Source organism: Candidatus Pelagibacter sp. uisw_091 (assembly GCF_059512525.1).
Genome location: NZ_CM183455.1, coordinates 393037 through 414421 on the forward strand (window position 1 = coordinate 393037; position 21385 = coordinate 414421).

The 21385-nt window shown below is 28.7% G+C and carries 23 protein-coding genes and 1 tRNA gene; 15 read left to right on the top strand and 9 right to left on the bottom strand.

Features of this window, described 5'->3' with window-relative positions; genetic code table 11:
• Positions 1-153 precede the first annotated feature (153 nt).
• The 3 genes from AC5YGA_RS02090 (at position 154) to AC5YGA_RS02100 (ending at position 3592) form a co-directional block, all read left to right on the top strand.
• Complete coding sequence (locus tag AC5YGA_RS02090) at positions 154-1044, top strand: SGNH/GDSL hydrolase family protein (protein WP_415309093.1); 891 nt, start codon at positions 154-156, stop codon at positions 1042-1044.
• A 284-nt stretch (positions 1045-1328) separates the two neighbouring features.
• Complete coding sequence (locus AC5YGA_RS02095) at positions 1329-3359, top strand: hypothetical protein (RefSeq protein WP_496170014.1); 2031 nt, start codon at positions 1329-1331, stop codon at positions 3357-3359.
• 156 nt (positions 3360-3515) lie between these two features.
• Positions 3516-3592: transfer RNA gene (locus AC5YGA_RS02100), tRNA-Met, on the top strand.
• Between the two features lie 2 nt (positions 3593-3594).
• Here the strand turns inward: AC5YGA_RS02100 and AC5YGA_RS02105 are convergent.
• The 4 genes from AC5YGA_RS02105 to rfbB are packed head-to-tail and all read right to left on the bottom strand — an operon-like array spanning position 3595 to position 6704.
• The gene (locus AC5YGA_RS02105) at positions 3595-4296 is read right to left on the bottom strand and encodes a sugar nucleotide-binding protein (protein WP_415309095.1); all 702 of its coding nucleotides are present in this window, start codon (positions 4294-4296) and stop codon (positions 3595-3597) included.
• Positions 4286-4819, bottom strand: a complete 534-nt coding sequence (rfbC, locus tag AC5YGA_RS02110; protein WP_415309096.1) for a dTDP-4-dehydrorhamnose 3,5-epimerase — start codon at positions 4817-4819, stop codon at positions 4286-4288. The genes AC5YGA_RS02105 and rfbC overlap by 11 nt, the downstream gene beginning before the upstream one ends.
• A complete protein-coding gene (locus AC5YGA_RS02115; RefSeq protein ID WP_415309097.1) occupies positions 4816-5685 on the bottom strand; it encodes a sugar nucleotidyltransferase in 870 nt (289 codons plus the stop codon). The genes rfbC and AC5YGA_RS02115 overlap by 4 nt, the downstream gene beginning before the upstream one ends.
• Positions 5682-6704 (bottom strand): dTDP-glucose 4,6-dehydratase, encoded by a 1023-nt coding sequence (gene rfbB / locus AC5YGA_RS02120; protein WP_415309098.1) that lies wholly within the window; start codon positions 6702-6704, stop codon positions 5682-5684. The genes AC5YGA_RS02115 and rfbB overlap by 4 nt, the downstream gene beginning before the upstream one ends.
• A gap of 47 nt (positions 6705-6751) precedes the next feature.
• On the opposite strand from rfbB, the gene AC5YGA_RS02125 reads away from it, so the two are divergent.
• Positions 6752-7612 (top strand): glycosyltransferase family 2 protein, encoded by an 861-nt coding sequence (locus AC5YGA_RS02125; protein ID WP_496170015.1) that lies wholly within the window; start codon positions 6752-6754, stop codon positions 7610-7612.
• Here the strand turns inward: AC5YGA_RS02125 and AC5YGA_RS02130 are convergent.
• On the bottom strand, positions 7609-8136 hold the full coding sequence (locus AC5YGA_RS02130; RefSeq protein WP_496170016.1) for an adenine phosphoribosyltransferase: 528 nt from the start codon (positions 8134-8136) through the stop codon (positions 7609-7611). The two genes, AC5YGA_RS02125 and AC5YGA_RS02130, sit on opposite strands and share 4 nt — an antisense overlap.
• A gap of 41 nt (positions 8137-8177) precedes the next feature.
• Here AC5YGA_RS02130 and AC5YGA_RS02135 point away from each other — a divergent pair, with 41 nt between their 5' ends.
• The 7 genes from AC5YGA_RS02135 to AC5YGA_RS02165 are packed head-to-tail and all read left to right on the top strand — an operon-like array spanning position 8178 to position 14129.
• Entirely contained in the window at positions 8178-9050 is an 873-nt protein-coding gene (locus AC5YGA_RS02135) for an S-methyl-5'-thioadenosine phosphorylase (protein WP_415309101.1), read from the top strand.
• Positions 9047-10117, top strand: coding sequence for an S-methyl-5-thioribose-1-phosphate isomerase (gene mtnA / locus AC5YGA_RS02140; RefSeq protein WP_415309102.1), 1071 nt, complete (start codon positions 9047-9049; stop codon positions 10115-10117). Before AC5YGA_RS02135 ends, mtnA begins: the two co-directional genes overlap by 4 nt.
• A complete protein-coding gene (locus tag AC5YGA_RS02145) occupies positions 10117-10749 on the top strand; it encodes a class II aldolase/adducin family protein (RefSeq protein WP_415309103.1) in 633 nt (210 codons plus the stop codon). Before mtnA ends, AC5YGA_RS02145 begins: the two co-directional genes overlap by 1 nt.
• Positions 10750-10755: 6 nt before the next feature.
• On the top strand, positions 10756-11796 hold the full coding sequence (gene speD / locus AC5YGA_RS02150) for an adenosylmethionine decarboxylase (RefSeq protein WP_415309104.1): 1041 nt from the start codon (positions 10756-10758) through the stop codon (positions 11794-11796).
• 59 nt (positions 11797-11855) lie between these two features.
• The gene (locus AC5YGA_RS02155; RefSeq protein ID WP_415309105.1) at positions 11856-12716 is read left to right on the top strand and encodes a transporter substrate-binding domain-containing protein; all 861 of its coding nucleotides are present in this window, start codon (positions 11856-11858) and stop codon (positions 12714-12716) included.
• Positions 12717-12762: 46 nt separating this feature from the next.
• The gene (locus AC5YGA_RS02160; RefSeq protein ID WP_415309106.1) at positions 12763-13455 is read left to right on the top strand and encodes an ABC transporter permease; all 693 of its coding nucleotides are present in this window, start codon (positions 12763-12765) and stop codon (positions 13453-13455) included.
• Positions 13455-14129 (top strand): ABC transporter permease, encoded by a 675-nt coding sequence (locus AC5YGA_RS02165; RefSeq protein WP_415309107.1) that lies wholly within the window; start codon positions 13455-13457, stop codon positions 14127-14129. The genes AC5YGA_RS02160 and AC5YGA_RS02165 overlap by 1 nt, the downstream gene beginning before the upstream one ends.
• Here AC5YGA_RS02165 and AC5YGA_RS02170 read toward each other — a convergent pair.
• A complete protein-coding gene (locus AC5YGA_RS02170) occupies positions 14123-14512 on the bottom strand; it encodes a DUF6165 family protein (RefSeq protein ID WP_415309108.1) in 390 nt (129 codons plus the stop codon). The genes AC5YGA_RS02165 and AC5YGA_RS02170 overlap by 7 nt on opposite strands.
• Before the next feature lie 32 nt (positions 14513-14544).
• Here AC5YGA_RS02170 and AC5YGA_RS02175 point away from each other — a divergent pair, with 32 nt between their 5' ends.
• The gene (locus AC5YGA_RS02175) at positions 14545-15477 is read left to right on the top strand and encodes a glycosyltransferase family 9 protein (RefSeq protein ID WP_415309109.1); all 933 of its coding nucleotides are present in this window, start codon (positions 14545-14547) and stop codon (positions 15475-15477) included.
• Here AC5YGA_RS02175 and AC5YGA_RS02180 read toward each other — a convergent pair.
• Positions 15469-16545, bottom strand: a complete 1077-nt coding sequence (locus AC5YGA_RS02180; protein WP_415309110.1) for an AbrB family transcriptional regulator — start codon at positions 16543-16545, stop codon at positions 15469-15471. The genes AC5YGA_RS02175 and AC5YGA_RS02180 overlap by 9 nt on opposite strands.
• A 220-nt stretch (positions 16546-16765) precedes the next feature.
• Between AC5YGA_RS02180 and AC5YGA_RS02185 the strand changes: the two genes are divergently transcribed.
• Genes AC5YGA_RS02185 through AC5YGA_RS02195 form a run of 3 tightly spaced genes read left to right on the top strand, consistent with a single transcriptional unit; the run spans position 16766 to position 19745 of the window.
• Entirely contained in the window at positions 16766-17746 is a 981-nt protein-coding gene (locus AC5YGA_RS02185; RefSeq protein WP_415309111.1) for a tripartite tricarboxylate transporter substrate binding protein, read from the top strand.
• Between the two features lie 29 nt (positions 17747-17775).
• Positions 17776-18246: a tripartite tricarboxylate transporter TctB family protein gene (locus AC5YGA_RS02190; RefSeq protein ID WP_415289891.1), complete on the top strand. Its 471-nt coding sequence runs from the start codon at positions 17776-17778 to the stop codon at positions 18244-18246.
• On the top strand, positions 18243-19745 hold the full coding sequence (locus tag AC5YGA_RS02195; protein ID WP_415309112.1) for a tripartite tricarboxylate transporter permease: 1503 nt from the start codon (positions 18243-18245) through the stop codon (positions 19743-19745). The genes AC5YGA_RS02190 and AC5YGA_RS02195 overlap by 4 nt, the downstream gene beginning before the upstream one ends.
• Here AC5YGA_RS02195 and AC5YGA_RS02200 read toward each other — a convergent pair.
• Complete coding sequence (locus AC5YGA_RS02200) at positions 19742-20824, bottom strand: glycosyltransferase family 4 protein (RefSeq protein ID WP_415309113.1); 1083 nt, start codon at positions 20822-20824, stop codon at positions 19742-19744. The genes AC5YGA_RS02195 and AC5YGA_RS02200 overlap by 4 nt on opposite strands.
• On the bottom strand, positions 20824-21378 hold the full coding sequence (locus tag AC5YGA_RS02205) for a thioredoxin family protein (protein WP_415309114.1): 555 nt from the start codon (positions 21376-21378) through the stop codon (positions 20824-20826). The genes AC5YGA_RS02200 and AC5YGA_RS02205 overlap by 1 nt, the downstream gene beginning before the upstream one ends.
• Between the last annotated feature and the right edge of the window lie 7 nt (positions 21379-21385).

The window sequence follows — 21385 nt, forward strand, 5'->3', positions numbered from 1 at the left end:
ATTATTGGAGATATAACTTATAGTAATTTAACAAAAGATGAAAAAATTCAATATGATTGTTTTCATTACAAAAATGTAAATTTTAATAATAAGGCATATCATGATTATTATTTAAAAAAAAATTGTACAGCCACTGAAAAACAAAGAACTGTTTTGCCGTATAAAGTCTATACAGATAAAGATGGTTATAGATATTCAGGTAAAAAAAGAAATGAAAATAAGCAAAATGTTGTTTTCTTGGGCGATTCCCAAACATATGGTTATGGATCAAAGTTTGAAGATACATTTGTAGGAATGACAGATAAGAATATTTCAGATTTTGAAATATACAACCTTGGTATGCCTGGATATGGGATTAAAAAATATTATTATACGCTTAATGAATTTTTAGAAAATAAAAGCGTAAAAAAAGTTTTTGTAATTCTGGATATGACTGATGTGACAGATGCATCTTTGAGGTGGGTTGATATTCCTGATAATATATCACCTGTTGTTATGTCAAATGATACAAATCAAGAAATGAGTAGATGGAAAAAAATTAAAAATTCTAATTTCAAAGGTACAAGATTATTAATATTTTATGTTAGAAATTTTATGAGATATATAAAATTAAAAGTTTTTTCAACAAATCTAGGCACTAAAGATGGAGCATTAAAAACTAATTTAGCTAATTTTACATATACAGATATAGAAAATCATCAAAATTTAGATAAAGAAAAATTTGATTATAGTTTAAAAACTATTGAAGAATATTTTTTTAAAATTAGTGAATTATCAAAAGTAAATAATTTTGAATTATACTTGATAATTTTCCCCTGGCCTGAAACTTTAATATATGGACAAAAAAAATTTAACTGGGAAAATTTTAATAGTGAATTATGCAAAAAAAATAATTGTAAAAAATTAATTAATTTATTTGGAGAATTTAAAAGAATTAAAGATAAAGACAAAAACTGGAAACATTTAATTTATATTGATGATGATGTTCACTTAAAAAAACTAGGTAACTCAATCATAGGAAATAAAATTATTGAACAATTTTAGATTGTTAAACACTGATATCTATTTATAGACTGACAATTTAACTTCATTATATAATATTGAACAACATATGAAACACTCTGAACAGTAAGCAGGCAAATACTTGATTGGACTAAAAATAAAATCTATTATAAAACAACGATAATTAAGTGGTGGAGTAGCTCAGTCGGTTAGAGCGCAGGACTCATAAGCCCGCTGTCCGCTGTTAGTTATCGCAGTATAGCTATCGCAATTACCATTCTCACATTCCTTGACACACACATGACACAGTGAGAAAGTATTTTTTAATGAAAAAAATTTTATTAATAATCTTTCTAGGTCTTTTGTTGAGTGTAAATGCAAAAGCAGCAAGTATTGCTGGGGAATTAACCCAATTAAATAATTTGTTCAAAGAAGGAGCAATCACAAAAGATGAATTTTCAAAAGCTAAAAATATTTTATTAAAAACAGACTCACAAGAGGATTTAATTACAAAAAAAAATAATATTAAAAAAAGAAAAGTCATAGTTGAAAAAAAAAATATTAAAAAAGTAAAGACCACAGTCGAAAAAGTGGATAAAAAAATAGTAAAAAAAGATTTTAATCAAGATTTGACTAAATCCTATGTACATTTGAGTGAACTTGATCAACTAGGAACTTTTACAAGAATATTGGATGTTCCTTCTGGACTGTTTAAATCTAAAAGAAAATCTTTTGCTTCAAGAGCAAGTAAATCAACAAAAGATATGTATTTAATTTTTGTTCAACAAAAAAACCTTATGGAAAAAAACCCAGAAAATTTAATGAAGGCTATGGGTTATTTCGAATTTTTCTATATGGAACAACTTAGGAAAAAAGAAAAACATATTAGATCTTTTAGAGAGAAATGGCCCAACATACCCCACCACGTAAAGAAAGATATTAAAAGCTTATACTCATTAAATCAGGCAAGAAAAACAATGAGAGAGTCAATGGGGCTAACACTAAATGATGATGTTCAAGTGGCCTTAAAAAGATACATGTTAATGCATGATTTTTTAATCCAGGCAAAAAAAGAAGTTATTATATTAACACCTAGTGAAAAAAAATTAAGAAAAAACAGTAAAAAACTTAATGCTGGTCTTAGCAGTTTAAAGAAAAATATAACATTAAGAAAAGAACAAAGAATCAAAGAAAAAGTTTTTTATAAAGATCATAAAAAATATACCACAAGAGTTAAAAGTTCATTAAGACAATTATCTAAACTAGAAGGTGCTAATGGAGAGTTTTATCAGACTATCAATAAATTATTCACAAAAACTTTAGAAAATATATCAAACCATGATTTAACTTTGGATAGTTTGGCTTTTATGTCAGCTATAATTAAGGATGTTGAAAAAGATATAATTCCAAAAAAACATATTCAAAATATGGAAGAAGTAAAAATTGAAACACTTCCAGAAGAAGATCAGAAAGTTTTAGCTGCAATTAGCATTGGAATGAAAATGCAAAAAAAAGCAAAAAAAAATCTTTTACAAAATTCTATTTTAAATCTTAGCAATAATGGTTTTAAAATTGATAGCTATATAAATTCAATTGAAAAAAATAATTTTGATCTTAAGTCTATTGTCATGACCTTTGATGACTATGATAATATGAAAAGATGGGCTTCAAAAGATTGGGCAAAATCATGGAAGGGTCAACTGCCATCCGAGGTTAAAGATACAGATGGAAATTTGATAGAATTTACGAATGAAAATATTGAAGATCTAAAAGCACAACTTGCAATTAATACTTTTAATGAGATGATCAATATTGACAAGAATGATTTAGGATTATCTATAAATGATAGTATCAAAGAAATTGCTAAGGAAATACAATCTTCAGGTGGTTTTAATATTGACGATTATCTTAATCAAGATTTTACTATAACACTTAACAATTACAGTCAGCTTGTTGGTAGCTCTCTTGGAATTGATATTAATGATTTTAAAGATTTAACCAAAGTAGCTAACGATTTTTATGGAAGTAATATGACTTCAGAAGATTATGCAAACCATTGGCAGAGTGCTCAATATATGGATAGTACATCAAATTGGGGTGATGTTACACTTGGAGTTGATTTGATTGATCAAATGGGTTCTTTTGATGCCGCATCAATTGCAAAGGATCTTGGAACAGACTTACAAACAGTTGCAGATAGTATTTCTCAAGCAGCAACAGTTGGTGTATCTACTGATCTTGAAGCTGCTGCTCAAGGCCTTGGTTATGGTAGTTTTGCAGATGCAGTCGCAGCTTATAACGCTCAGTACGGAACTAACTATACAACAGAAAGTGCTAAAGAGGCATTAGGACAATAAAAAAATCTAAACGTATAAATTTATTTCCCGTTGCGAGTCCACAGGAACCTCGTATGAAGTATTCTTGACTCACATAGAACACAGTCAGCAACGAAATCAGAGAAATACTTGATTGGACAGAAAATAAAATCTATTATAAAACAACGATAATTAAGTGGCGGGGTAGCTCAGTCGGTTAGAGCGCAGGACTCATAAGCCTGAGGTCAGTGGTTCGATTCCACTTCCCGCTACCATTTTAAATAATTTTTTTTAATTTGGCTAAGTTCATAGTTTGATTGAATGGAAATTTTATATTTTTTTTAGCTTTTATTTTTTTTATAGAAGGATTAAATTTTTTAGCAAAGTTAAAAACAGACTGTGATTTACCACCAACATTAATGATACCTTTTTTATTAATAAGTTTTGGTAGCATGTTTACTAAATCTTCATGAAACATAAAATTAGTTTTTAAGTTTGTGTAAGCTTTCTTGTACATAAAAGGTTTTTCCGTCATTGTTATTCTTAATATTAAAGAATTTTTATACATAGTTACTGCACACTCACCCCCTAATTTAGAAAGTCCATAATTATTAAAAGGTTTAACGGGATCACTTTCTTTACAGTTTCCTTTTTTACCCTCATAAACATATCCAGTAGAAAAATATACTAATTTAATTTTAAACTTTTCACATACTTTTGTTAAATTTGCAGTCCCAATAATATTCAAGTCTATACTTTTAGAAATTTCTTTTTCATGAATATTCATTGGTCTTGATAAGCCCGCACAATGTAAAATAATCGATGGTTTAATTTTTTTAATAATACTTTCGATAGACTTAACTTTTAAAATATTACATTCTCTTTTGTTAGTGAAAAATAAATTTAATTTTTTATTTTGTTTTTTTAGTATTTTTGCAAATCTGCCCTCACCACCTGTAACTAATATTCTATTTTTCATAATAGATATTTTTTTTAAATTCATTGAAAGAAATATTTTTTTTATCTTTAGCAGATATTAAAGGTGTTTTTGTAGGCCATTTGATCTTAAGGTCTTTATCATTATATCGAATTCCACATTCACTTTTAGCATCTCGATAATTTGTGCAACTGTATACTACATAGTTTTCACGATCAATTGTGTAAAAACCATGAGCAAAACCAGCTGGAATATACAAAGACTTATTATTTTTTTCACTCAGAATGATTGAAAAAGTTTTTCCAAATGTTTTAGATTTTTTTCTTAAATCCACTACAACGTCAAAAATTCTACCTTTAATAACTGATATATATTTTCCTTGAGAGTTTTTATTTTGAATATGAAGCCCTCTCAACACATTCCTTTTGGAAAAAGACATAACAACAAATGGAAAATTTTGTTTTACTTGTTTTTCTATTAGTAGTTCTTTAAAATAGCCTCTTTTATCTCTATATAATTTTTTTTTAAGAATTAATAGACCTTTAAATTTTGTTTTATAGATCATTTAGTAATAAGTTTTTTTAAGTAATGAGAATATTCACAATTTCCATAAAACTTAATTGCATCTAAAATATGGGTTTTATTAATCCATTTATTCAAAAATGCTATTTCTTCAATACATGCGATTTTAAAGCCTTGTTGGTTTTCAATCGCAGAAACAAAATTACTTGTTTTGTAAAAATCCTCTATAGAACCTGTATCCAACCATGCTCCACCTCTACCGATATAATCAGCTGATAATTGGTTTTTCTTTCTGTATTTATTTAATAGATCAGTAATTTCTAATTCATTTCTCTTTGAGGGTTTTAATTCTTTTGAAAATTTAACAACTCTATTATCAAAAAAATAAAGGCCAGTTATAGCTAGATCAGATATAAATTTTTTAGGCTTTTCTTTTATTAAAGTAATTTTATTTTTATTTACTTTAGCAACACCATATCTTTCTGGCTTAGCAACTCTATGTAGTAAAACTTTAGCTCCTTTCTTTAGTTGTACACACTCAAGAAGTCTGGTTGATAAATATTGTCCATAAAAAAAATTATCACCTAAAATTAAAGAAACATCATCTTTACCGATAAATTTGTCACCTAAAATAAAAGCATCTGGTAAACCTTTTGGAGATTCTTGTTCGATGTAAGTTATTTTAATTCCCAGTCGTTTTCCATCAGGTAGTATTTTCTTATATTGATCTAACTGTCCTTTATTAATAATTATTAAAATATCTTTAATTTTTGCTAACATTAATATTGATAAAGGATAAAAAATTAGAGGTTTATCATATATTGGAAGAAGCTGTTTATTTACTGCTTTAGTCAGAGGACTCATTCTTGTGCCCATACCACCAGATAATATAATTCCTTTTTTAATCATTTTTTTATTCCAATTCTCTTAATGATATCCTTCTTATTAAGTTTTGAATAGTATTTTTGATTTTCAAAATACCATAAAAAAGTTTTTTTAAGACCATTTTTAAAATTTGTTTTTGGCTGCCATTTAAGTTTTTTTTTTAGTTTATTGCTATCAATCGCATATCTTATGTCATGACCAGGTCTATCTTTAATAAAATTAATCTTTACATTTTTACCAACTTTAATTTTGTGTTTGGCTGTAATTAATAATTTTTTTACAACTGATATGTTGTCTAAATTGAAATTTGATCCAATATTATAAAATTCTCCTATAGTACCTTTCTTATAAATTTTGATTAAAGCATCACAATGATCATCAACATAAATCCATTCTCTAGAATTTTTGCCCTTACCATAAATAGGTAAATTTTTATTATTTAAAATATTATATATTAATTTTGGTATAAGTTTTTCAGGGTGCTGTCTGGGACCATAATTATTTGAACAGTTTGTTATAATTGCAGGAATTTTAAAAGTTCTAACATAAGAATAAACCAAGTGATCAGATGCAGCTTTTGATGCAGAATATGGTGAGCTTGGTTTATAAGCGTCAATCTCTTTGGATCTACCTTTTAAAACGTCACCATATACCTCATCAGTCGATATATGAATTAATTTTGTTTTTTTATTTTTTTTAGAATATCTTTTAAACGCCTCTAAAATAGAAAATGTACCAAGGATATTAGAATTTATAAAAGTTTTTGGGCCATCAATAGAACGGTCTACATGAGTTTCTGCTGCAAGATTGTATATACAGTGAGGTTTAAATTTATTTAGGATTTTATCAATCTTTGTTTTATTTTGAATATCACATTTAATAAATTTATATCTTTTATTTTTTGAGAATTTTTTTGTATTATAGAAATTTGAAGCGTAACCAATCTTATCAATATTGATAACACTATAATTTTGTTTTAAAAGCATACCAATTAAGTTACTTCCTATGAAACCGAGCCCACCAGTTACTAAAATCTTATGCATTATTTTTTTTACAACAAACTTTACTTTAAGTATACTTGTTTATCTTAATGAATTTAAATCTCCAAAACATTACCTTTATAATTGTTTCATTTAAAAGTGAAAACGTTATTTATGACTGCATAAACTCGCTTCCGCAAAATTCAAATAAAATTATTATTGAGAATTCTAAAAATGTTAAACTAAAAAAAGACTTAGAAACAAAATATGACAATATTGAGGTCTTATTAAGTGAAAATTTGGGAATGGGTGCTTCAAATAACATAGGAATTAAAAGAGCTAATACAGAATTTGTATTCGTTATAAACCCAGATGTTAAGTTTAAAAAAGATACTTTTGAGAACCTGGTAATTTCAAGTAAAAAAATAGAAGATTTTGCAATTCTCTCACCTATGCATAATCAGTCAAACTTTCCTAATTATAAGGGTGGTAAGAATTTTTTAGACAAAGATCAAAATATTATTTCAGTTGACTCTATTGATGGTTTTTCAATGCTCATTAACAAAGAAAAATTTAAAAACCACATTTTTTTTGATGAAAATATTTTTTTATATCTAGAAAATGATGATTTATGTTTTAGAGTCAAGGAGAGAGGTGAAAATATATATATTATTAAAAATTCTTTGATTGAGCATCTTGGAGGTTCATCTGTACATTTGAATAAAACTAATAATATTGAATATTTAAGAAATTGGCACTGGATGTGGTCTAAGTTTTATTTTAATAAAAAACACTATGGTTTTTTGAAAGCATTTGTAAATATTTTTTTTAATATTTTTTCTGCAAATATAAAATATATTTTTTATTTGATAACATTTAATACACATAAAAAAGAAATATATAAAATGAGATTATTTGGTGCCATTAACTCTATAATTGGAAATAATTCTTTTTTTAGATTAGATGACTAATGACCAGGAAATTCCATTAAGCTTTCAGCTTTATGACCTGCTTTAATTAGCTTGTTATTTCCACCAAGATCAAAGAGATTAATTACAAATATAAAACCAGCAACATTTCCCTCAGAAATTTTTATTAATTTAGCTGCAGCATCAGCAGTACCTCCAGTTGCTATTAAATCATCAATTATTAGGACTGAGTCATCCTTTTTAATAGAATCTTTATGAACTTCAATAGTTGCAGTTCCATATTCAAGCTCGAAATCAACAGAATATGTTTCTGAGGGTAATTTATTTTTTTTTCTAAGCATAATAAATGGTTTTTTTAATAAATAAGAAACAGCAGATGCAAATACAAACCCTCTTGATTCAATTGCTGCAATTTTATCAATTTTGAAATTTTTTGATCTTTCAACTATTTGATTTATGCATTCTGAAAAAGCATTTTCATTTTCAATTAAAGGTGTGATATCTCTAAATAATATTCCTTTTTTTGGATAATCAGGTATGGACCTTATATAATCTTTTAAATTCATGTTAATTTAGTTTATATGATTGAATAAATTATTTTTGAAATATGGCAAACAATAAATTAGCTATAATAGGTGGAAGCGGCCTTTATGATATTGAGGAATTTAAAGATCGTGAATTACTTGATTTAAATACTCCTTGGGGAAAGCCATCTGATCAAATTTTAAAGACATATTATAATAATAAAACAGTTTATTTTTTACCGAGACATGGAAAAGGTCATTTTATTTCTCCATCAAATATCAATTTTAGAGCAAATATTGACGCACTTAAACAATTGGGTGTAACAGATATTGTATCAGTTTCAGCTGTGGGATCTCTGAAAGAAAATCTTCATCCAGGTAAATTTGTAATAGTTGATCAATTTATCGATAGAACTTTTGCTAGAACTAAAACTTTTTTTGACGACGAGATTGTTGCCCATGTATCAATGGCGCACCCAACTTCAAATGGTCTAATGAATTCATGTGAAGAAGCTATAAAGAAAGAAAAAATCGATTATCAAAGAAATGGAACATATGTAGTTATGGAAGGACCTCAATTTTCGACACTAGCTGAATCAAATTTATATAGGTCATGGAACGCAGATGTAATTGGCATGACTAACATGCCAGAAGCAAAATTAGCAAGAGAGGCAGAAATTAGATATGCATCAGTATCAATGGTTACTGATTTTGATTGTTGGCATCCTGATCATGAAAATGTAGATGTTCAACAAGTTATTAAAATTCTTTTAGGTAATGCTGAAAAGGCAAAAAAAATGATTAAAAATATAATTGATAATTTTGAAGATTTTATTGACCCAAAAGATCCAACTAACAATTGCTTAGATGTAGCAGTTATAACAGCAAGTGAAAAAAGAACTCAAAAGACAATTGATAAGTTAAAAACAGTTGCAGGACGAATTCTGAATAAATGAAAATTGCAGGAAAAGAATATAGAACAATTTGGTATGAAGATGATGTTGTCAAAATAATTGATCAAACTAAGCTTCCACATAAATTTATAATTAAAGATCTTAAAACTGTTAAAGATGCAATTAATGCCATTAAAATAATGGAAGTAAGAGGAGCACCTTTAATTGGTGGTACAGCTGCATATGGAATAGTTTTGGCAGTAAAAGAAAATAATGATCCTCTTTTTATTAAAAAAAGTTCAGAAGATTTAATTAATTCAAGACCAACTGCTATCAATTTAAAGTGGGCAGTAGATCGTATGATGAAAAAATTATCAGGCATTAGTAGTGATAAAATTTTGAATATTGCTTCAATTGAAGCCAAAATAATTTGTGATGAGGATGAAAAGTTCTGTAAAAATATTGGGTTAAATGGATTGAAAATTATTGAAGAAATTTATAATAAAAAAAAAGATACAGTTAATATTTTAACACATTGTAATGCTGGTTGGTTAGCAACCATTAATTGGGGTACTGCAACATCACCTATTTATCATGCTCATAAAAAAGGGATTCCAATTCATATTTGGGTAGATGAAACTAGACCTAGAAACCAGGGAGCTAATTTAACTTCACATGAATTAAATGAGGAAGAAATTCCAAATACTATTATTGCAGATAACACAGGAGGAATTTTAATGCAAAGAGGCGAGGTTGATATGTGTATTGTTGGGTCTGATAGAACTTTGTCAAATGGTGATGTTTGTAACAAAATAGGCACTTATCTTAAAGCTTTGGCAGCTCATGATAATAATGTACCATTTTATGTTGCATTACCAAGCTCAACAATAGATTGGGATATTAATGACGCCAAAGATATTCCGATTGAAGAAAGAAATTCAGAGGAACTATCTCACATCGAAGGTATAGATGAAAATAATGAAATAAAAAAAGTTTTAATATATCCTAAAAAAAGCAAAGCAATGAACCTCGCTTTTGATGTTACACCAGCAAAGTACGTAACAGGATTAATTACAGAAAAAGGAATTTCTGAAGCATCAAGTGATGCATTAAAGAAAATGTTTAGATAATGAAAAATTTAAGATCTGAAGTTATAAAGTATGCTAAAATGCTAAATAGTAGAAAGCTTTCTGCATTAAGATCTGGAAATGTATCTGTAAGATATAAAGATGGTTTTTTAATAACACCTTCAGGAGCAAAATATTCTTTATTAAAAAATAAAGATATAGTTTTTGTTTCTATTCAAGGAAAATTTGATAAAAAAAAAGGAATTCCATCCTCTGAATGGAAGTTTCATCAAGATATTTATAATAATAAAACAGAAGCGAAAGCAATAATTCATTCACATTCAAACTGCGCAACAGCAATTTCTACTCATGGAAAAGGAATTCCAGCATTTCACTATATGATAGCAATGGCAGGTGGTAACGATATTAAATGTGCAAAATATGCAACATATGGAACAAGAGAACTATCTAAAAATATTCTTAAAGTACTAAAACAGAGAAAAGCATGTTTAATTGGCAATCACGGACAGATTGCATTTTCTGAAAATTTATCTAAAGCATTTGAGTTAGCTGAAGAGGTTGAAAATCTTTCTAACCAGTATATAAAAGCCCTAAAAATTGGTAAGCCTAAAATTTTATCATCAAAAGAAATGAATAAAGTTTTAAGTAAAGCAAAAAATTATAAGAAGGGATAATTTTTTATGACTAAAGTAGGTGAACATATAACTTTAGATATTATCGGTACAACTCAGGAATATGATCCTTCAGTCTTTGAGAATGCCATCTATAAAATTGCAAAAGTTGCAGAAGTAACTGTTCTTAAAATTTCAAAATATAAATTTGAACCACAGGGTTTTACAATACTTGCTTTATTAGCAGAAAGTCACATTAGCTTTCATACATTTCCTGAAAAAGGAATTATTAGTTTTGATTTTTTCACTTGTGGAAAGATTAGCCCATCAATTGCCTTCGAAATCATTAAACAAGAATTTAAATATAAAAGAATTATTAAAAAAGAGTTTAACAGAGATACTAAATCTTTGTATCATGACATTTATAGTTCTCCAGGTTTGCAAAAATCATATATAGTTAATGATGTGATTGAAGATTTTAATTCCAAAGTTGGTCAACATATTGAAATTTTAGATTTAGAACAATTTGGTAAATCTCTATTTATTGATGGTGAAATTCAAGTTGCTTCAACGGATGAACATTTATATAGCTCAACATTTGTTGGCGCTGGTTTAGATCTAAACAAAGATAATGAAAAGGCTGCTATAATTGGTGGTGGTGATGGTGGTGTTGCTAGAGAATGTATTTCAAAAAAATTTAGTTTTGTCGATTGGTATGAGCTTGATCCTGAAGTTGTGGATATTTGCAACAAACACTTAGGAGATATTGGAAAAAAAGCTACTGAAAAAAATTCAGTTAAATGTGTCTGGGGAGATGCGTTTGAAAATATAAAATCTGTAAAAGAAGATACCTATGACCACATATTTGTAGACCTTAATGATGACCAATTTTGTATAGATTTGGCTGCTAAAAATATGGACTCTATGATTAGAATATTAAAACCAAAAGGAGTAATTACAGCTCAGGTTGGAAGCCAAGATAAAAAGCCTAAACAAGTTGATAACTGGCTAAATGTATTTAATCATCACTTTGGGAATACTAAATTATCTAGAGTTTACATCCCTAGTTTTGATTGTTCTTGGAATTTTTCATCTTCAATAAACCATTAATTTTCTTTTTAATTCACTAAATTTGTGAAATAATATTTATTTAATCAAAGGAGAAAATAATGAATATATTTAAAAAAACTATTTTTTCAGTTCTTGCTTCTCTACTAATTATTGGAAATGTTTACGCATCTGATAAAATTAGAATTGGGACTGAAGGAGCTTATCCTCCATGGAATTCAAAAGATGCTTCAGGCAAACTAATTGGATTTGAGGTTGAATTAGCTTATTCACTATGTAGATACATAGGAAGACAATGTGAAGTCGTAGAACAGGATTGGGATGGAATGATACCAGCTCTTCAAATGAGAAAATTTGATGCAATAATGGCTGGGATGTCAATCACTGATGAAAGAAAAAAAGTTATAACATTTTCTCAAGGTTATGCTGATGAAGTAGCTTCTCTTGCTGTAATGAAAGGTTCAAGTCTTGAAGGAATTGATACTCCTGCTGGTATTGGACTTTCTAGTCCAAATGGTGATGCTAAAAAAGCTTTAAAAACTATTACTGCTGCGTTAGCTGGTAAAACTGTTTGTACTCAAACAGGAACTATTCACCAAAACTTTTTAGAGTCTGGTGATGTAGGAAAAGTTAATGTTAGAACTTACAAAACACAAGATGAAGTTAATTTAGACTTAGCTTCTGGAAGATGTGATGTAGCTTTAGCTGCTGCTGTAGCATTTACTGATTATGCTGACAAATCTGGAAAATCAGTTGTTCTTGTTGGACCAACTTTTTCAGGCGGAGCATTTGGTAATGGTGTAGGAGTTGGCTTAAGACAGGCCTCTCAACTAGGTGGAACACTTGGTGCAAGAGATGCTGAACTTTTAAATGCTTTTAACAAAGCCATTAATCAAGCGAGAAAAGATGGTGTTATTAGTAGACTTGCGATAAAGCATTTTGGCTTTGATGCTTCTATGTAATTAATATTTTGAAAAGGCGACTATTTATTTAGTCGCCCTTTCGATAATGGATCTTTTAACTTTCGGAAAAACTGGTTGGGGAGATGAGTTGTTTTATGCAACTCTAATGACTATTGCTGTTTCAATTACAGCAATGGTAATAGGTTTTTTATTTTCAGCAATTTTTACACCCCTCAAACTATCAAATAATAAATTTCTAAATCTTGTGGCTAACTCTTACACTACTGTCATAAGGGGTGTTCCAGAGTTATTGGTAATTTACCTTTTTTTCTTCGGTGGAAGTGGGGCAATAATGTATGTGGCATCAATATTTGGCTATAATGAATATATAGAAATAAATGCTTTTATTACAGGATCTGTTGCAATTGGTATAATTTCAGGAGCGTATTCAACGGAAGTTTTCAGAGGAGCAATTCAATCGATCGACAAAGGTCAGTTTGAAGCTTGTAAAGTTTTAGGATTAAAAAAATATATTTACTTTTTAAAAGTAATAATGCCTCAAATGCTAAGACTAGCAATTCCTAATTTAAGTAATGTTTGGCAAATAACTTTAAAAGACACATCATTAATATCTGTTACTGGTTTAGTTGAGATTATGAGACAATCATATATTGCAGCAGGATCAACGAGAGATCCATTATTTTTTTATTCTTTTGCTGCAGTTTTATATTTGATGTTAACTTTTTTAAGCATGAAATTGATTAATAGGCTTGAAGTTAAATATAGTAGGGGATTTTAATGGATTTAGGATTAATGGCTTCGAGCTTACCAAAATTATTGAGCGCAGCAGTTATAACTTTAAAATTATTATCAGCATCACTATTAATTGGTTTATTTATTGGTTTGTTATTTGCAATTTTAAGACTAAGTAAAAATTCTATTATTAATAGATTTGCTTATACTTATTCTTATATTTTTAGAGGTACACCTTTATTAGTTCAAATATTTATAATTTATTATGGGCTTGGACAAATAGAATACTTTAGAACAACTTTTCTTTGGGTTATTTTTAAGGAACCATATTGGTGTGCAATAATAGCATTTGCATTAAATACTGGTGCATATACATCTGAAATTTTAAGATCAGCTTTTCAAACTATTAAACCTGGAATTATTGAGGCAGGTAAAAGTTTAGGAATTTCAAATAAAATTATTTTTTATAAAATTCAAATACCTGTTGCTATTAGACAGTCTTTGCCTGCTTATGGTAATGAAATTATACTAATGATGAAGGGCACTTCTCTAGCAAGCACTGTTACATTGATGGATATTACAGGTGTTGCTAAGCACATTGTCTCCACTACATACAAACCATTGGAAATATTTATTACAGCTGGAGCAATTTATTTGTTTATGACTTTTTTAATTCACAATTTGATAAAATACTTAGAAAAAAAATATAGTTTTCAATAAGAGGTATATTCTTTAATTTCTTTAATTTTAGAGCCAGTAAGATTGTTAATTTCTAATTTTATTTTAGCACGATCGTCATTTAGGAAATGAACATCTCTTGAAAGTTTTATAAAGTTTTCTGCAAAATCAGAATTTTTTTCACATATTCTTTTATCATCTTCAATAACCCACAATTTAGCATTAATTTCTTTTAGAGATTGAAATAAATTATTAAGTTTATCATCAGATTTTACATTTTGCTCTAATTGACCCTTTAAAATACTATACTCATCATTGATAAACTTTAGTTTTTCAGAGTCTTTAATTTTTTCTTTTTTAATTTCAAGGATAGAAATTTTATCTAAAAGTTCTCCAACAGATACTTCGACTAGAATTTTATTCATAAAAATTTATAGTATGCTAACTTGTTAAAAATATGTCTAATATTTTAATTATTAAACACGGTTCACTTGGAGATATAGCTCAAGCAAGTGGTGCAATTCAAGATATTTATGAAAATCATAAAAAAGACCAGATACATTTATTAACTACAAAGCCATATTTTGAATTATTTAAAAAAAATCCATTTATACATAATGTCATATTAGATAAAAGGTTATCAAAGTTTAATCTTATTTACCTTTATCAATTAACTAGAATATTAAAAAATTTCAATTTTGAAAAAATATATGACCTTCAAAACTCATCTAGGACAACTTTTTATAAAAATATCTTATTCACAAAAGCGAAATCTGATAAATGGTCTAGTTCTGAAACAACTTTACCTATAGATATCCTAAAAATAGAATTTGATAGAAAACCTGTTTTAAATCGATTTGATCATCAACTTAAAACTTCTGGAACTAAAACTGAACACACTATGAAACCTAACTTTAATTGGGCTGTAACTAACATTAATAATATTAAACAAGAATTTAATTTAGATAAATATATTGTATTATTTCCTTTTTGCTCAGCTCATCTAACTCATAAAAAATGGCCCCATTACAATGAACTAATAGGGTTAATTAAAATTAAATATGGAGACCAAATTAAAGTGGTAGTTGCACCTGGACCATCTGAAATTGATGATGCGAAAAACATTAATGCTGTTTCAATTTTAGATAAAGGTAAAGCTTTAGATATCTCCCAACTTGCAAGTTTGATTAATGAAAGTTCATTTGTTATTGCAAATGATACAGGTCCAGCTCACATGACTGCTCATCTTGGAGTAAAAGGAATTGCTTTATTTGGTAAGCATACAACAGCCTTTAAAGTTAGTATTGAAAGAGAAAATTTTAAAGCAATACAAGTTGATGATTTAGAAAAACTAAGCGCAGGTAAAGTATTAGAAAAAATATTAATTTAATTTTTTACCAATAATTTTCAATATTATAGGAACAGTGAAGAGTATCATTAGCAATCTAATAATATGATGAAATGCCACAAAGTTAGGGTCTAAATCAAAAGCAATTGCAATAACTGCTACTTCATAGATTCCTCCAGGAGAAAAAGATAAAAGTAAAGTTAAGAAATTGGTATCAACAAAATATGTTGCAACAATTGCAGCGAACAATCCAAGTGTTACCAGTATTACAGTTGCAACCAAACTATGAAAAGAATTACCAGCAACTTCTTTTAATGATTTATCTGCAAAACGACAACCAACTGAGGCACCTAAAATAAGCAAACAAAAATTTATACTTTCATCTGGTAGTTTATAGGAAGCAACTTCAGATATTTGTAAAATTCCACTTGCAACTAATGTCCCAGATAATAATGCAGCAGGCACACCAATTTTATCAAATAAGAAAATCAATAATATCGAACCTATTAAGAGAATTAAAAGATGAAAATGGTTTTGATCAAGATAATTAAATTTTTCAATTGTTAGAGCTTCATTTGTTGAATAATTAACAACAAAAAAAGGAATGACAGTTATTATTATAATTAACCTAATTAAATGTGATGTAGCAACTTGTGATAAATCAGATTTTTCGTGTTCAGCCAATATCATTAAAGGTCCTAAAGCACCTGGTGCTGCTGAAAAAATAGAAGTTTTGACATTATAGTCTGAAAATTTTTGTAAATATTTAGATACAATTAAAATACTTATCAAAATATAGACAAACATTATTATTGAAGTCCACACCCATTCAGTCATTTGATTGATTAAATTTTGATCGATATAATTTCCAATATGAAGCCCAAGAACTATTAAAATTGAACTTAAAGCTAGTTTTGGCATTTTAGTTTTTATTCCACTTAATGCTGCAATTGAAATTACAAGCATAGGACCAAGCATCCATGCTAATGGGATATCAAAATAGTCAGCTACAATTGCACTTGGGATTGAAATTAAAATGACTAATAGAAATTTTTTAGAAAATAATTCTTTAATGTTAGAGGAATTAAATTGAATAGAAGAATTTTTCATTAACAAATATTCTTTTATCACTTACCTTAAAAAAGATAGTAGAAAATAAATTCTCCCAATAAGTGATATCTATTCTTTTTATTATAAAAACATTAAAGAGAATGCTCACCATTTAAGCAAGAAAAAAAATCAACGTCAAGTTGTACCAATACGATAACTTGCATTCATAATGATACTGTAATTAACTGCAAATATTAAAAACTAACAATAGAGGAATATAATGAAAAACATTAAAAAATTAGTTTCAGTATTATTCTCAGTAATTCTATTATTCTCTGCAACAGCAACAAATTCAATCGCAATGGATAAAATCCATTTCGTAATTGGTGGTGGTGCTGGTGGTGGATGGGATGGAACTGCTCGAGGTACTGGAGAAGCTTTAACAAAATCAGGAATGTTAAAAAGTGCATCATTTGAAAATATGTCAGGTGGTGGTGGTGGAAAAGCTTTAGCTTTCATGATTAACACTCAACCTAAAAATACAATTTTAGTACAATCTACACCTCTAGTTTTAAGATCTATTACTAGACACGAAGGTTATGTTACAGGATCTGGAGTTTTATCCTATAAAGATGTTACACCGATCGCTGGTGTAATTGGTGACTACGGTGCGATTGCAGTTGCAAAAAACTCACCTTATAAAAACTTTAAAGATGTAGTTGATGCATACAAAAAGAATCCAAGCTCTATCAAAATGGCTGGTGGATCAGTAAGAGGAAGTATGGACCATTTAATTGGTGCTTTAGCTTTCCAAGCTGCTGGTGCTAATCCAAATGATGTTGCTTACATTCCTTATGATGCTGGTGGAAAAGCGTTAGCTGGACTTTTATCTGGAGAAACTCAAATTATCTCTACAGGTTTAGGTGAACTTATGGGTGCAAGAGACCAAGTAAGAATTATTGGTATCACTGCTCCTTCAAGAGTAGCTGATGCACCGGATGCACCAACTCTAAAAGAACAAGGATATGATGTTCAGTTCGTAAACTGGAGAGGATTTTTTGGACCTCCAAATATGAGTAATAAAGATAAAAAAGCTCTATCTAAAATGCTAGGTAAAGTTATGAAAACTCCTGAATGGGAAGCTGTTAGAAAAAGAAATGCTTGGGTTAATATTTATAACTCAGATAAGGATTTTGTTAAATTCTTAGATGCACAAACTGTAGAAATGACAGCTCTTATGAAGAAATTAGGAGTTATATAATCCTTTAGGATTATTCAAAAATTAGAGCAGTGAATATAAATACTACTAAAATTATATCACTGCTCTTTTTTATTTTCTCAGCATTCTATTTATATATCGCGTATCAAATTCAAGTTTTTTCATTTGATGAAAATGCACCTTTTAATGCCAGAACGTTTCCAATTTACTTAGGTTATGCAGGTTTATTTTTTTCTGGTTTAAAAATTATTTTACCAGAGCGTAATACTATAAAAGTTGATCATAATAATTTAGAGTATAAAAAAACAGCTATACTTGTGATTATAGCCATTATTTATGGAGCAACCATATTAAAAGTAGGTTATTTTTTAACAACCTCTCTATTTTTAGCGTCTTCTTATTATGCGTTAGGTGAGAGAAGGTGGAAGTTAATATTTTTACTCTCTTTCCCTTTTGTTGGTGCTTTTATGTACCTTTTACATGGAGTACTTGAAATTTATTTAAGAGATCCATTTTTAAAACTAATTGGAGTTATGGGATGATTGAAGGAATTTTAATTGGTTTAAAAACAGCTCTCACATTTCAAAACATATTTATGGTTATGATTGGTTGTTTTTTTGGAACCATCATTGGGATGCTACCCGGTCTTGGACCAATGACGGCAATTGCATTAATGATACCTATCACTTATGGTTTTGACCCTGCTACTGGATTAATTTTAATGGCAGGTGTTTATTATGGTGCGGTATTTGGTGGATCAACTTCATCAATTTTATTAAATGCTCCAGGTGTTCCTGGAACTGTTGCAACTTCATTTGATGGTTACCCTATGGCTCAACAAGGTAAAGCTGGAAAAGCATTAGCGATCGCTGCTTGGAGTTCTTTTGCAGGTGGAACACTTGCCTCAATATATTTATTATTTCTTGCACCAAGCTTATCTAAAGTAAGTTTATCCTTTAGATCACCAGACTATTTTGCTTTAATGATTTTAGGTTTAACAGCAATTGCAGCTTTTTCATCAAAGGGGCAATTTTTAAAAGCAATGATGATGGTTGTTCTAGGTTTAATGTTGGCATCAGTTGGACAAGATTCTTTATCTGATATTACAAGATTTACTTTTAATAATATGAATTTATCTGATGGGATAAGTTTCGTTTTAGTTGTAATGGCAACTTTTGCTATGAGTGAAGCCTTAACAATTATTTTAAAACGAAATGATCCATCTGCTGTTGCAAAACAAGTTTCATTAACAGAACTAGGTTCAATTAAGATTAATAAAGAAGAGAGAGGTAAAATGTTAAAAGCTATTCCTCGAAACTCAGTTATTGGTTTTTTAATTGGAGTTTTACCAGGAGCTGGAGCAACTATTGCTTCATTTCTAGCTTATGGAATGGAAAGAAATTTTGTTAGTGATGAAGAAAAAGAAAAATTTGGCAAAGGTAGTGTTCATGGTTTAGCTGCACCAGAAACTGCAAATAATGCAGCATGTTCTGGAGCTTTTGTTCCACTACTAACTTTAGGAATACCTGGAAGTGGGACTACTGCTGTAATGCTTGGTGCTTTATTAGGATTTGGAATTCAACCAGGGCCCAGACTTTATATAACTAATCCTGAAATTTTTTGGTCAGTTATTATGTCCATGTACATTGGAATGGTAGTGTTGCTTATTCTAAACTTACCTTTGATACCTTACATAGCAAGAATACTCGCAGTACCTAAAAATTATTTAATTCCACTTATTCTATTTTTTTCAATTACAGGAATTTACGTAATGTCATTTAATAATTTTGATATTTATTTAATGATTGGAATAGCTGTTGTTGCAACTTTTATGCGCTTATATGATTTTCCTATGCCACCACTCATATTAGCCTTTGTCCTTGGTGGATTAATGGAAGAAAACTTAAGAAGATCTTTATTAATAAGTGATGGATCTTGGACTTTTTTATGGGACAGACCTCTTACCGCTATAATAATAGGAATTACAATTCTAATTGTTGGATGGCAAATTTATAAAACAATTAAGAATAAAAAGATTTAGTTTAGAATTTTTTTATATTCTTCAATAATCGTACTCCACTTAAATTTAGCAGAATTTTCTTTGGCAGCTTTTCCATACTCATGGAGTTTATTATTTTCTAACATTAAATTAATTGATGAGTAAACTTCATCTAATTCATTACCATCACATATTAAACCTGTTTTTTCATGCTCGATTGCATCTGCTGCACCTCCATCTTTTCCTCCAAGAGAAGGCAATCCATATTGAGCCGCTTCAACATAAGCTATCCCAAACCCTTCAACAGATTTTTTATTAACAACTGAAGGCATGACAAAAATATCTGATTTAGCAACTAGTGCATTTTTTAATTCATTAGAGATATCTTTAAAGAACATCACTTGAGGTTGAAGACCTAGTTCTGCTACTAATTTTTTAATATTTTCCTCTTCATCTCCATTACCCACACAAATGTAGATAATACTAGGATAAATCTGTTTTAAATTTCGAAGCGCCATGATTACTTTTTCATGGTTTTTTCTTTTATCAAATCTAGAAACGGTAATAAGTCTTGGAAATTTATGTTTTAATAAGCTTTCTACTTTATCTAAAGTTTTTTTATCCAATTCTTCAACAGGGTCAACACCGGGATTAATAACTATAATTTTATCTTGCTGAACACCCAATGAAATAGCTAAATTTTTAGTATATTCAGAATTAGCAACGATAGTTTCAACATTACCTAAAACCTCTAATACTCTTTTGTTAAGAGAGGTACCTTTCTCATGATTAATTTCTTTACCATGGATTAAACATATCTTTTTTTTATTAGTTTTAAGATGTTCTAAACTTTTCCAATGATCAGCAATAATACCATCAATTTTATTTTCTTTAATAAATTCATTAATTAATTGAGCTTTTCTGTATTTTCTAAGAAGTTTTATTCCTCCAACGCGCTCTATAGAAAAAGAAACTTGCTCATCAAATAATTTATGATTTTCATGATAATCTGCAAATAATTTTATCATGTAATGTTTTGAAAGTTCGTTAGCCAACCCCCACATTAAATTCTGCATACCCCCAACTTCTGGAGGAAATGTTTTTGTAACTATTAAGTACATTAATTATCTAACCATTTAATACCACAGCCAACACTTGGAATTTGCGTTTCAGGACCTTTGGTCGTTTCAGCTATATGTTTCATTGCTGTAAATAAATCACTATCACCAGCTCTTACTGGTTTTAAATTGTCTAATTCTCTTATTCGACCTCTGTATTGTAATTCTAAATTATTATTGTATCCAAAAAAATCAGGAGTGCATACTGCATCATAACTTTTTGCAACATTTTGAGTTTCATCAAATAGATAAGGGAAACTAAACTGATGCTTTTTTGCAAGCTCAATCATATTTTCAAAACTATCTTCAGGATAATTTACTGGATCATTTGCTGAAATAGCCACAGCTTTTACTCCAATTTTTTCTAAATTTTTACAATCTTCAACAATGTCTTTAATGACTGCTTTTACATAAGGACAGTGGTTACAAATAAACATAACCAAAGTTCCATTTGTCCCTTTAACGTCATTTAATTTAATAATTTCGTTATTAGTGGACTTTAATTCAAAGCTTTTAGCAGCTTGTCCGAAATCACATATTGGAGTTTTTAACGGCATGTTATAT

What these genes read in the sequence shown, in the direction of transcription:
- AC5YGA_RS02095 (WP_496170014.1), top strand. Translation starts at nt 1,329, where the DNA reads ATGAAAAAAATTTTATTAATAATCTTTCTAGGTCTTTTGTTGAGTGTA.
- AC5YGA_RS02105 (WP_415309095.1), bottom strand. Translation starts at nt 4,296, where the DNA reads ATGAAAAATAGAATATTAGTTACAGGTGGTGAGGGCAGATTTGCAAAA.
- rfbC (WP_415309096.1), bottom strand. Translation starts at nt 4,819, where the DNA reads ATGATCTATAAAACAAAATTTAAAGGTCTATTAATTCTTAAAAAAAAA.
- AC5YGA_RS02115 (WP_415309097.1), bottom strand. Translation starts at nt 5,685, where the DNA reads ATGATTAAAAAAGGAATTATATTATCTGGTGGTATGGGCACAAGAATG.
- rfbB (WP_415309098.1), bottom strand. Translation starts at nt 6,704, where the DNA reads ATGCATAAGATTTTAGTAACTGGTGGGCTCGGTTTCATAGGAAGTAAC.
- AC5YGA_RS02125 (WP_496170015.1), top strand. Translation starts at nt 6,752, where the DNA reads ATGAATTTAAATCTCCAAAACATTACCTTTATAATTGTTTCATTTAAA.
- AC5YGA_RS02130 (WP_496170016.1), bottom strand. Translation starts at nt 8,136, where the DNA reads ATGAATTTAAAAGATTATATAAGGTCCATACCTGATTATCCAAAAAAA.
- AC5YGA_RS02135 (WP_415309101.1), top strand. Translation starts at nt 8,178, where the DNA reads ATGGCAAACAATAAATTAGCTATAATAGGTGGAAGCGGCCTTTATGAT.
- mtnA (WP_415309102.1), top strand. Translation starts at nt 9,047, where the DNA reads ATGAAAATTGCAGGAAAAGAATATAGAACAATTTGGTATGAAGATGAT.
- AC5YGA_RS02145 (WP_415309103.1), top strand. Translation starts at nt 10,117, where the DNA reads ATGAAAAATTTAAGATCTGAAGTTATAAAGTATGCTAAAATGCTAAAT.
- speD (WP_415309104.1), top strand. Translation starts at nt 10,756, where the DNA reads ATGACTAAAGTAGGTGAACATATAACTTTAGATATTATCGGTACAACT.
- AC5YGA_RS02155 (WP_415309105.1), top strand. Translation starts at nt 11,856, where the DNA reads ATGAATATATTTAAAAAAACTATTTTTTCAGTTCTTGCTTCTCTACTA.
- AC5YGA_RS02160 (WP_415309106.1), top strand. Translation starts at nt 12,763, where the DNA reads ATGGATCTTTTAACTTTCGGAAAAACTGGTTGGGGAGATGAGTTGTTT.
- AC5YGA_RS02165 (WP_415309107.1), top strand. Translation starts at nt 13,455, where the DNA reads ATGGATTTAGGATTAATGGCTTCGAGCTTACCAAAATTATTGAGCGCA.
- AC5YGA_RS02170 (WP_415309108.1), bottom strand. Translation starts at nt 14,512, where the DNA reads ATGAATAAAATTCTAGTCGAAGTATCTGTTGGAGAACTTTTAGATAAA.
- AC5YGA_RS02175 (WP_415309109.1), top strand. Translation starts at nt 14,545, where the DNA reads ATGTCTAATATTTTAATTATTAAACACGGTTCACTTGGAGATATAGCT.
- AC5YGA_RS02180 (WP_415309110.1), bottom strand. Translation starts at nt 16,545, where the DNA reads ATGAAAAATTCTTCTATTCAATTTAATTCCTCTAACATTAAAGAATTA.
- AC5YGA_RS02185 (WP_415309111.1), top strand. Translation starts at nt 16,766, where the DNA reads ATGAAAAACATTAAAAAATTAGTTTCAGTATTATTCTCAGTAATTCTA.
- AC5YGA_RS02195 (WP_415309112.1), top strand. Translation starts at nt 18,243, where the DNA reads ATGATTGAAGGAATTTTAATTGGTTTAAAAACAGCTCTCACATTTCAA.
- AC5YGA_RS02200 (WP_415309113.1), bottom strand. Translation starts at nt 20,824, where the DNA reads ATGTACTTAATAGTTACAAAAACATTTCCTCCAGAAGTTGGGGGTATG.
- AC5YGA_RS02205 (WP_415309114.1), bottom strand. Translation starts at nt 21,378, where the DNA reads ATGCCGTTAAAAACTCCAATATGTGATTTCGGACAAGCTGCTAAAAGC.